The 317-nt window shown below is 42.6% G+C and carries 1 protein-coding gene; it reads right to left on the bottom strand.

What is annotated here, in order from left to right; genetic code table 11:
• Positions 1–317: GA-like domain-containing protein (locus CD150_RS06265; RefSeq protein WP_206185631.1), on the bottom strand; the 317-nt coding region annotated here is incomplete at both ends.

Raw genomic sequence — 317 nt, 5'->3', positions numbered from 1 at the left:
GTATCCAAGACTCCGTTACCATCTACATCGTTTACTTCTGGTGACGTTACAGATGAGATACTATCCAATCTTGTTTGTAAATCACCTTTACCTGCAGTACCGTTCGGTACGCTATTTACCTTCTCTTTCGCCGTTTGCTTCGCTGTTTCTAATGCTTGGATTAACGCATCTACTGCGGATTTTTCATCTGATGTTACTAGACCATCTGATGTAATCTCAGATAACTTCGTATCCACTGCGGTTTTCGCTTGTTCCGCATTCGCTACTGCTTGAGATGCCTCAGACAATTGTTCTGTATCTAGCACACCATTGCTATC

Source organism: Staphylococcus ureilyticus, assembly GCF_002902235.1.
Lineage (GTDB): Bacteria > Bacillota > Bacilli > Staphylococcales > Staphylococcaceae > Staphylococcus > Staphylococcus ureilyticus.
The sequence above is the reverse complement of the archived record's forward strand: the minus strand, read 5'-3'. Positions and strand labels throughout refer to the sequence as shown.